The organism is Streptomyces sp. NPDC000880, from assembly GCF_053599675.1.
Genome location: NZ_JBSFMS010000194.1, coordinates 1 through 9,000 on the forward strand (window position 1 = coordinate 1; position 9,000 = coordinate 9,000).

The following is a 9,000-nucleotide window of genomic DNA, read 5'->3' on the forward strand; positions in this document are numbered from 1 at the left end:
AGGTGAAGATGTCCTTCGAGGTGGGCTTGGCGAAGGTGTGGCCGCCGGTGAAGGTCAGCACGTCGCCGCTCACCCGCCCCGTGCGCACCCCGCCGCCGCGGCTCCCTGCACCGAGGTCACCTCGCGATGCCGGTCCGGCCGGCCCCGTCGGCCCGCTCTTTCGGGCTGGGGGTCCCCCAGCCCGGAGGGGAGAGGGTCCGGGGGCCGGCCCCCGGGATGACACAGCACCGTAAGACAGAGAAGGGGTAGCGATGCCGATCGACGAGGAGCTCCTCGCGTTTCCGTTCCAGGCCCCCCCGCCCGAGGGCTTCGAGCCGCCGGAGGAGTTCTCCCGCCTGCGCGACAAGGCACCGGTCAGCCGGGTGACCCTGCCGACCGGTGACCGGGCCTGGCTGCTGACCCGTTACGCGGACGTGCGCCAGGCGCTGGTCGACCCGCGCCTGAGCCGCGCCGCGGCCGAGCAGTCCGGCGCGCCGCGGATGGGCAACACCAGCCCCGGGCCCAAGACCATCCTCGGCATGGACCCGCCCGACCACTCCCGGCTGCGCCGCCTGGTGATGCAGGCCTTCACCGCCCGCCGGGTGGAGTCGCTGCGGCCGCGGATCCAGCAACTCGCCGACGAGCAGGCCGGACTGGTGCTGGTGGCCCCGCACCCGGTCGACCTGATGTCGTGCTTCGCGCTCAGCCTGCCGATCAAGGTCATCTTCGAACTCCTCGGAGTCCCGTACGAGGATTGCGACCGGCTGCATGCGTGGAGTGAGGTCATCTTCAGCCTCGGCGGCCACACCCGGGAGGAAGTCGGCGAGGCCCGCGGCAACATCGTCGGCTATCTGCGCGGCCTGATCGAGGCGCGCCGGCAGGAGCCCACCGACGATCTGCTCGGCGTCCTGGTGCACGCCCGCGACGAAGGACAGTCGCTGTCCGAGGAGGAACTCCTCGACTTCGCGATGATCCTGATGACGGTGGGGCACCAGTCCACCTCCAACTCCCTGGGCATCGCACTGTTCACCCTGCTCCAGCACCCCGAGCAGCTGGAGCTGCTGCGCAAGAAGCCGGAGCTGGTGCCCGGCGCGGTCGAGGAACTGCTGCGTCACAACCCCTTCGTCTTCACCGGCACCCAGCTGCGGGTGGCCACCGAGGACGTCGAGATCGGTGGCGTGACCATCCGCGCGGGCGAAGCGGTGATCGCCGCGCTCGGATCGGCCAACCACGACGAAGAGATCTTCGCCGACCCCGACCGGTTCGACGTGGAGCGCACCCCGAACGTTCATCTGTCCTTCGGCTACGGCGTGCACCACTGCCTCGGGGCTCAACTCGCCCGGCTCGAGATGCAGATCGCCCTGCGGACACTGATCGAGAAGCTGCCGGACACCCTGCGGCTCGCCGTCCCGGTGGAGTGGCTGACCTGGAAGACGGGTCTCACCGCCCGGGCGCTGGCGAACCTCCCGGTCACCTGGTGAAGGCGGGCGGATCATGACAACGTCCACGCCCCAGTGGCGGATCGCGGTGGACCGCGCGTGCAAGCGCAGCGGCATCTGCACCGCACAGGCCCCGCGCTATTTCACAGTCGACGCCTTGCTGCGCACCCGTCCGGTCGACGAACTCGTAGACCCGGACGGAGAGTTGATCGAAGTCGTTGAAGCCTGCCCGGCGGAGGCCATCTCCGTCACCGACCAGCACACCGGTCGGTCCGTCGTACCCAACGAGGAGTGACCATGTCCGGCAGACCGTCGACCACTCGACGCCGGCTGCTCATGGGCACCGGTGCGGTGACAGCCGCCGGCCTGACCACGGCTGTCACCGCACCGGACGCCGACGCCGCCGCGCACCCGAACGCCGTCGGCCCGGCGGGCGCGTGGGCCGTGCAGGTGAGCATCGACCAGCGGCCCGGCGAGACCGAACGAGCGCACTTCTCGTTCGGCGCCGACGGGCAGCTCGTGGTACAGACCATCAACGCATCGCACACCGGGCTCGGCCTCTGGCGCAGGACGAGCGAGACCGGATTCGTCTTCGTACTGCGCCATCTGTGGACCGACGGCCTCGGCGCCTTCCAGTACGAGGTCAGGATCCGGCACGAAGCAAAGCTGACCTCGCCGACGACCTTCGTCTCGGAGGGGACAGGGACCGCCGTCGACGCCGACGGCAAGGTCCTGCTGACGGTGCACGCCACGGTGACTGCCACCCGCTTCGGCATCGACGACCTTTGAGGAGAGACCAACATGTGCGGCATCGCTGGGTGGGTGGACTTCACACGTGATCTGCGCCAAGAGGCCACCGCCGTACGGGCGATGACCGACACGATGGCACTGCGGGGGCCGGACGCGGGTGACGTCTGGATCACCGAGCACGCTGCCCTCGGCCACCGGCGGCTGTCCATCATCGACCTCGAAGGCGGCCGCCAGCCCATGGTGGCCGAGGAGAACGGCCGCGTCCTGGCCGCACTCACCTACAGCGGAGAGGTCTACAACTTCCGGGAGCTGAGGGAGGAACTGGTCGGCCGCGGCCACCGGTTCCGCACCCGCAGCGACACCGAAGTGGTCCTGCGCGCCTACCTGGAGTGGGGCGAGGGGTTCGTCGAGCGGCTCAACGGCATGTACGCCTTCGCCATCTGGGACGCCCGCAGCGAAGAACTCCTGCTCGTACGCGACCGGGTGGGCATCAAGCCCCTCTACTACCAGCAACTGCCCGGCGGTGGCGTCCTCTTCGGCTCCGAGCCCAAGGCCATCCTGGCCAACCGGCTCGCGAGCCGCACCGTCGACGCCGACGGCCTGCGGGAGATCCTCGCCGGCACCAAGGCTCCCGGTGTCGGCGCCATCCGCGACATGCCGGAGCTGACCCCCGGATACGTACTCAAGGTCGGCCGGAACGGCAGCACGCAGCGCAGGTACTGGAAGCTGGAGGCGCACGAGCACGAGGACGACCTCCCCACCACGATCCGCACCGTCCGCGAACTGCTCGAGGACATCGTCACCCGGCAGATCGTCAGCGATGTGCCGCTGTGCACCATGCTCTCCGGCGGCCTCGACTCCAGCACCCTGACCGCACTCGCCGCCATCGCCAAAAGGCAGGACGGCAGCGGAAAGGTCCGCTCGTTCGCCGTCGACTTCGCCGGCTATCTTGACAACTTCGAACCCGACCTCACCCACCCGACACCCGACTCCCCGTACGTCCACGAGGTCGTCGAGCACGTCGGCGCGGACCACAACCACATCGTGCTCGGCAACGACGACATGATCGAGGCGTCCGTGCGGCGCGAGGTGGTCAGGGCCATGGACTGGCCGGTCCTCATTGCAGGCCCCGGCAGCATGGACATCTCGCTCTACCTGCTCTTCCGCGCGATCCGCGGCCAGTCCACCGTCGCGCTGACCGGCGAGTCCGCCGACGAACTGTTCGGCGGCTATCCGTGGTTCCACCACCCGGAGTACGGCCGGCCCGGCACCCTGCCGTGGACCCTCGCCCACAATCTCGGGCTGCCCGCGCTGTTCGGACCGCTCTCCGCCCACCTGGACGTCCCCTCCTACCAGGGGGACCAGTACCGCCAGGCCGTCTCGGGGATGCCGAACCTGCCGGGCGAGAGCGGCCGGGACAAGCAGTTCCGCGAATGCACCTACTTCTTCCTCACCCGCTTCATGCGCACCCTGCTGGACCGCAAGGACCGCCTCAGCATGGCGCTGGGCCTGGAGGTGCGGGTGCCGTTCTGCGACCACCGGCTCCAGGAGTACGTCTTCAATGCGCCCCGCGAGTTCAAGACCTTCGACGGCCAGTGGAAGAGCCTGCTGCGGGCGGCGGTCAAGGACCTGCTGCCCGAGTCCATCCTGAACCGCCCCAAGACGGGGTACCCGATCTCCAACGACACCGCCTACGACGCCTACGTACAGGAGCAGTTCGGCAAACTGCTGGCGGCCGGCGACGCCCCGGTGCTGCCACTGCTCAACCCGACCGTCGTCGAGGACGTCCGGCGGGACCAGACGGCGGCCGGCAAGCTCACCCGTATCGAGGTCGACATGGCCCTGCACATCAACGAGTGGCTGTCCGCCTACGACCTGGTCCTCGACTTCTGAGACCTTTGGTGCAGCACGACGGTGCCCCCGGCCGCATGGCCGGGGGCACCGTCGTATGTGCCTGCCGTCACCAGGTCACGGGCAGCGTCTGTGGCCGCTTGAACGCCATGCCCCGCACCCACTCCAGCTCCTCGGCGGGCACCGCGAGCCGCAGCCCCGGGAACCGGTCGAGGAGCGCGCCCAGCGCCTCCTGCAGCTCGATCCGGCCCAGCTGCGCACCCAGGCAGTGGTGCAGCCCGTGCCCGAAGGTCAGATGCGGGTTGTGCGAACGGGCGATGTCGACCTCGTCGGCCTGCGCGAAGACCGACCCGTCGCGGTTGGCGGAGGTGATCGCCGGCAGCACCGCCTCGCCCGCCCGGATCAGGGCGCCCCCCAGCTCCATGTCCTCGGTGGCGATCCGCATCGCGCCGGCGCCGCCGCCCGCCAGCGAGAAGCGGAACAGCTCCTCGACCGCGCCCGGCACCAACTCCCGGTCGGCGAGCAGCCGTTCCCACAGCTCCGGCTTGCGCAGCAGGGTGATCAGCGCCCCGACTATCTCGCCGGTCGTGGCGTGGTAGCCCGCCACCAGCAGAGTGTGCCCGAAGGCCAGCAACTCCTCCTCGGACAGCCGGTCGCCCTCCTCACGGGCGTCGATCAGCACGGTGAGAAGATCGTCCGCGGGCTTCGCCTTCTTCGCCTCGATCAGCTCGGCGAGATAGGCGTTGAGGCTGATACGCGCCTCCATGACCGTCTCGTGCGCGGCCGCGGACACGCTGAGCATGACGTCCGTCCACTCCCGAAACCGCTCATGGTCCCCGTACGGTACGCCGAGCAGCTCACAGATGACCGTGATGGGCAGCGGCTGCCCCAGATGCCCGATCAGATCGGCGGGCGCTCCCTGGGCGGCCATGCCCTCGACAAGCCGGTCGGCGGTCTGCCGCACCGCCGGGCGCAGCTGTTCGATCCGGCGCGCGGTGAACGCCTTGGTGACCAGCTTCCGCAGCCGGGTGTGCTCCGGCGGGTCCATGGTGAAGATGGATTTCGAGCCCTTGGCCACCGGCAGCAACCGCGGCGCGTCCGGCGCGGTCAGCGCGGCCTTGCTGAACCGCGGGTCCGCGAGCACATGACGTACGTCCTCGTACCGCGTCACCACCCATGCCCGGTGGCCCGTGGGCAGCGTCAGCGGTGCGACGGGCTCCGACTCGCGCAGCTTCGCGAACTCCGGCGCCGGCTCCAACGGGTCGGGCGCCGGCAGCGGAAAGGTGCGCGGAGGATCCTCAGCGGTCATCGCGTGACTCCTTCTGGTTCTGGCTGCATGTGTCGGTCGAGTTGGTCGAAGGGGGTGGGCGCACAGCGTCCAACGGATCGTGGCAGCCCCGGTTCGACCCGCGATGGAGCCCGGCTCGACGCGAGCGGGGACGTCGAGTCCGCTTCAAGGAACCCGTGTCAGCCTGCGCGGACATACGCGTATGAGGAGGACCGATGACAACGGACGCCACTTCTCCGGTGGCCCAGAAGCAGGAGCCGCAGCCCGGCCGGCGCACCTTCCTCGGCTGGCCACGCTGGTTCATCACCCTGTTCGGCACCGACATGTGGGAGCGGTTCAGCTTCTACGGAATGGCCGCGCTGCTCTTCCTGTATGCCTCCGAGCCGAAGGCCGACGGCGGCCTCGGCCTCGGCAACAGCACCGCGGCCGCCCTCTTCGGGGTCTACCTCTCCACCGTCTTCATGGCCTCGCTGCCCGGCGGCTGGATCGGCGACCGGATCCTCGGGGCGCGCAAGGCCGTGCTGTACGGCGGGATCACCATCGCTCTCGGCCACTGCTTCATGGCGGTGCCGAGCGTGCCCACGTTCTACGGAGGTCTCGGACTGCTGGCCGTGGGCACCGGCCTGCTCAAGCCGAACCTGGCCACCATGCTCGCCGCCTTCTATCCGCGCGACGCGCACGCCGAGCGCGACGCGGGCTTCTCCATCTTCTATATGAGCATCCAGATCAGCGCGGTCGTCGCACCGCTGGTGACCGGGGCGCTGGGTGAACTGGTCGACTGGCACCTGGGCTTCGGTGTGGCCGCGCTCGGCATGGCGATCGGTATCCTGCAGTACGTACGCGGCAGTGCGCACTTCGGTGAGGTGGGCCGCGAGCCCACACGCCGGGCCGGCGCGCAGGAGCGCCGACGGGTGGTGCGCGGCGCGCTGGTGATCTTCGCGGTGGTGGGCCTGATCCTGGGCGCGGACGCCGTCGCGGGGACCCTGAAGCTCCGTCATGTGCTGATGCTGGCTGGGATGTTCGCCATCGGCGCCACCGTCGCCTGCTTCTGGTATCTGCTGCGCAGCCGGGAGGTGACGGCCGAGGAGCGGCAGCGGGTGAAGGCGTACATCTGGGTCTTCCTGGCCGCCGCGATCTTCTGGATGATCTTTGTGCAGGGCGGCTCGGTCTTCAGCCTGTTCGCCAAGGTGTCGACCGACCGTACGCTGGGGAGCTTCACGATCCCCGCGAGCTGGTTCCAGTCCGCCGTGCCCCTGTTCATGATCGCGGTGGCGCCGGTGTTCGCCCGGCTGTGGGTGCGGCTGGGGGACCGGGTCGGCGCCCCGGCGAAACTCGCCTGCGGACTGGGCTTCATGGGCATGAGCCTGGTCGTGATGGCGCTGGCCACGGTCGCCGCATCGGACGGGAAGGATGTCACGCCGCTGTGGCTCCTGGTGGCGTATCTGTTCCAGGCCTGCGGCGAGATGTCATTCGCCCCGGTGGGGATGAGCGTCACCACCAAGGTGGCCCCGGCGACGTTCATCAGCCAGATGATCGGCGTCTTCTGGCTCGCGGCGGCGCTCGGCGCGGGGGTTGGCGGCCAGGCCGTCCGCTTCTCGGAGGACAACTTGCCGGGGCCGGGCTACTTCCTGGTGATGGCGGGGCTGGCCGCTGCGGTGGGCATAGCACTGGCCTGTGCCGCGGGCCGCCTGCGCCGCCGCCTGGGCGTCTAGGCCGACCCTGGCGCTCCGCCCCAGGGCCCGCGCCGCAATCGCCGGCGGGGCTTAGAACTCCTAACGAAATGATCTTTGCGATGGTTGAATCACTCCGGGCTGTTGATCCGGGGGTGTGGGGTGGCTCGACCGAAGCCGTGGCATGTCGAGGACGAGCTGTGGGCGGTGGTCGAACCGCTGCTGCCGAAAGTGGAGCGTCGGACACGTCATCCCGGACGGAAGCGGCATCCGGATCGGCTGGTGTTCCAGGGCATCCTGTTCGTGCTGCACACCGGCATCGCCTGGGAACACCTGCCGTTGGAGCTCGGCTTCGGATCGGGCATGACGTGCTGGCGCCGACTTGCCGAGTGGACCGAGGCGGCGTGTGGCCCCGGCTCCACGAAGCCCTCCTCGTCAGGCTCCGCCGCGCGAACGCTCTGGACTTTCCTCGGGCTGCGGTGGACGGCTCCCACTCCGGGCGTTAAAGGGGGCCCGAAGACGGGACGAAGCCCCCTGTTGACCGGGACAGGACGGGCAGCAGGCACCACCTGATCACCGACGCCAACGGCATCCCGCTCGCCGCCGGCTTGACCGGCGGCAACCGCAACGAGGTCACCCAACTCATTCCGCTGCTCCAGGCGGTGCAGCCAGTGCGGGGCAAGCGCGGCCGGCCGCGCCACCGCCCGGACGCCATGCGAAGGGCGTCCTGACGACGATCTCGGCATCGAGGCCGGCGACCCACCTGGGGTTACGTCCCAGAACGTTGACCGTAACGCTGTTTCCCTCGTCATCGGCAAGGGAGATGAGCTCCCCCGGAACGATGTCGCCCATAGCTACCCCTTCATCGGCGAGTATCGCAAGATCCTCGTCCCGGCAGGGGTGCATCCACCATCCATTTTTTAGCGGTTCTTTGGTCGTCCGCGCGCGAAGTCCTTCGGGGGTTGCCATGAGGCGTGTAGAGGCGTGTGCCAGCAGAGGTCGGGGGCGAAGTCCAGACGGAAGCCGGTGCCGTCCAGTCAGGCGCATCTTGATCAGCCGGATGCAGCGAGATCTGTGAGCGGGTCTCCGGTGAGCCGGAAGACCGACAACTCATCAAGGGGAACGGCGCCCAGCGACTTGTAGAAGTTGATCGCGGGTTCGTTCCAGTTCAGCACCCACCACTCGAGCCGACGGTAGCCGCGATCTGCGCAGATCCGGGCCAGCTCGCGCAGTAGCGCCTTGCCCAGGCCACTGCCCCTGGCCTGAGGCCGTACGTAGAGGTCCTCCAGGTGGATGCCAGTGCCCTGCCAGGTGGAGAAACTGAGGTACCACAGGGCGAACCCGAGAAGCTCGCCCGTTCCGTCGTCCTCAACCAGGTGCGCGAAAGCGATCGGTTGCGCCCCGAACAGCGCAGTGTGCAGGTCCTCTTCGGTGATGTGCACCGCATGCGCGACCCTCTCGTACTCCGCAAGATCACGGATCATCTTGCGTATAGCGGGGACGTCGTCGACGCGGCAAGCACGGATCATGCCCGCAGTCTAAAAGAGCGATCAGTGGCAGCAACCCCGATTTTTCCGAAGGTCCCGACCATGAAGTTGGTTGTCTTCGGAAGCCCTTCGGGTTGACCTTGGGCTGCTTCTGCCTGTCGCAGCGTTACAGGTCGAGGGTAGGTCGAGGTCTACTTCTCCGTCGTCCAACGCAAGGTCCTCACGCCCAACGACTTCACCGACCTCAGCCAGGTCAGGAACCGGCTCCGAGCATTCGAAGATCGCTACAACGCCACAGCACAGCCGTTCCAGTGGAAGTTCACCACCTCCGACCTGGACGATCTGCTGGCCAGGCTCGACCGGGACACCACCGATCACCAGGAAGAATCCTCCGTCGGCCTGGCAGCATGATCAACCCGGGAAGGACTTCCAACGCCGACCACTTAGCCTCGATCCACCGGCGTGGTTTGAGAGTGATCTTCAGACCGGTTTCTTATCCGGTTTGGGTCGGTGTCCGGGGATGGGCGGGTGGTATC

The 9,000-nt window shown here is 68.5% G+C and carries 8 protein-coding genes and 1 pseudogene; 6 read left to right on the top strand and 3 right to left on the bottom strand.

Annotation, left to right across the window (positions count from 1 at the left end; genetic code table 11):
* The first annotated feature begins 251 nt into the window (after window positions 1-251).
* The 4 genes from ACWDO5_RS34245 to asnB are packed head-to-tail and all read left to right on the top strand — an operon-like array spanning window position 252 to window position 4,061.
* A complete protein-coding gene (locus ACWDO5_RS34245; RefSeq protein ID WP_450534448.1) occupies window positions 252-1,460 on the top strand; it encodes a cytochrome P450 in 1,209 nt (402 codons plus the stop codon).
* Between the two features lie 13 nt (window positions 1,461-1,473).
* Window positions 1,474-1,713 (top strand): ferredoxin, encoded by a 240-nt coding sequence (locus tag ACWDO5_RS34250; protein WP_307660067.1) that lies wholly within the window; start codon window positions 1,474-1,476, stop codon window positions 1,711-1,713.
* A 2-nt stretch (window positions 1,714-1,715) separates the two neighbouring features.
* Entirely contained in the window at window positions 1,716-2,207 is a 492-nt protein-coding gene (locus tag ACWDO5_RS34255; protein WP_450534449.1) for a hypothetical protein, read from the top strand.
* Window positions 2,208-2,219: 12 nt separating this feature from the next.
* On the top strand, window positions 2,220-4,061 hold the full coding sequence (gene asnB / locus ACWDO5_RS34260) for an asparagine synthase (glutamine-hydrolyzing) (protein ID WP_450534450.1): 1,842 nt from the start codon (window positions 2,220-2,222) through the stop codon (window positions 4,059-4,061).
* A 67-nt stretch (window positions 4,062-4,128) separates the two neighbouring features.
* On the opposite strand, the gene ACWDO5_RS34265 is transcribed toward asnB, so the two are convergent.
* Window positions 4,129-5,328, bottom strand: coding sequence for a cytochrome P450 (locus ACWDO5_RS34265; protein ID WP_450534451.1), 1,200 nt, complete (start codon window positions 5,326-5,328; stop codon window positions 4,129-4,131).
* A 194-nt stretch (window positions 5,329-5,522) separates the two neighbouring features.
* Between ACWDO5_RS34265 and ACWDO5_RS34270 the strand changes: the two genes are divergently transcribed.
* Window positions 5,523-7,019, top strand: coding sequence for a peptide MFS transporter (locus ACWDO5_RS34270; protein ID WP_450534452.1), 1,497 nt, complete (start codon window positions 5,523-5,525; stop codon window positions 7,017-7,019).
* A 120-nt stretch (window positions 7,020-7,139) separates the two neighbouring features.
* Window positions 7,140-7,684 (top strand): annotated as a pseudogene (locus ACWDO5_RS34275) (IS5 family transposase); the annotation flags it as partial.
* Here ACWDO5_RS34275 and ACWDO5_RS34280 read toward each other — a convergent pair.
* Together ACWDO5_RS34280 and ACWDO5_RS34285 are read right to left on the bottom strand one after the other, a co-directional pair.
* Window positions 7,620-8,024 (bottom strand): DUF5959 family protein, encoded by a 405-nt coding sequence (locus ACWDO5_RS34280; RefSeq protein WP_450534453.1) that lies wholly within the window; start codon window positions 8,022-8,024, stop codon window positions 7,620-7,622. The pseudogene ACWDO5_RS34275 and the gene ACWDO5_RS34280 overlap by 65 nt on opposite strands.
* 5 nt (window positions 8,025-8,029) lie before the next feature.
* Window positions 8,030-8,506, bottom strand: a complete 477-nt coding sequence (locus ACWDO5_RS34285; protein ID WP_450534454.1) for an N-acetyltransferase family protein — start codon at window positions 8,504-8,506, stop codon at window positions 8,030-8,032.
* Between the last annotated feature and the right edge of the window lie 494 nt (window positions 8,507-9,000).

Coding starts and splice junctions, on each gene's coding strand:
- ACWDO5_RS34245 (WP_450534448.1), top strand. CDS start 252: ATGCCGATCGACGAGGAGCTCCTCGCGTTTCCGTTCCAGGCCCCCCCG.
- ACWDO5_RS34250 (WP_307660067.1), top strand. CDS start 1,474: ATGACAACGTCCACGCCCCAGTGGCGGATCGCGGTGGACCGCGCGTGC.
- ACWDO5_RS34255 (WP_450534449.1), top strand. CDS start 1,716: ATGTCCGGCAGACCGTCGACCACTCGACGCCGGCTGCTCATGGGCACC.
- asnB (WP_450534450.1), top strand. CDS start 2,220: ATGTGCGGCATCGCTGGGTGGGTGGACTTCACACGTGATCTGCGCCAA.
- ACWDO5_RS34265 (WP_450534451.1), bottom strand. CDS start 5,328: ATGACCGCTGAGGATCCTCCGCGCACCTTTCCGCTGCCGGCGCCCGAC.
- ACWDO5_RS34270 (WP_450534452.1), top strand. CDS start 5,523: ATGACAACGGACGCCACTTCTCCGGTGGCCCAGAAGCAGGAGCCGCAG.
- ACWDO5_RS34280 (WP_450534453.1), bottom strand. CDS start 8,024: ATGCGCCTGACTGGACGGCACCGGCTTCCGTCTGGACTTCGCCCCCGA.
- ACWDO5_RS34285 (WP_450534454.1), bottom strand. CDS start 8,506: ATGATCCGTGCTTGCCGCGTCGACGACGTCCCCGCTATACGCAAGATG.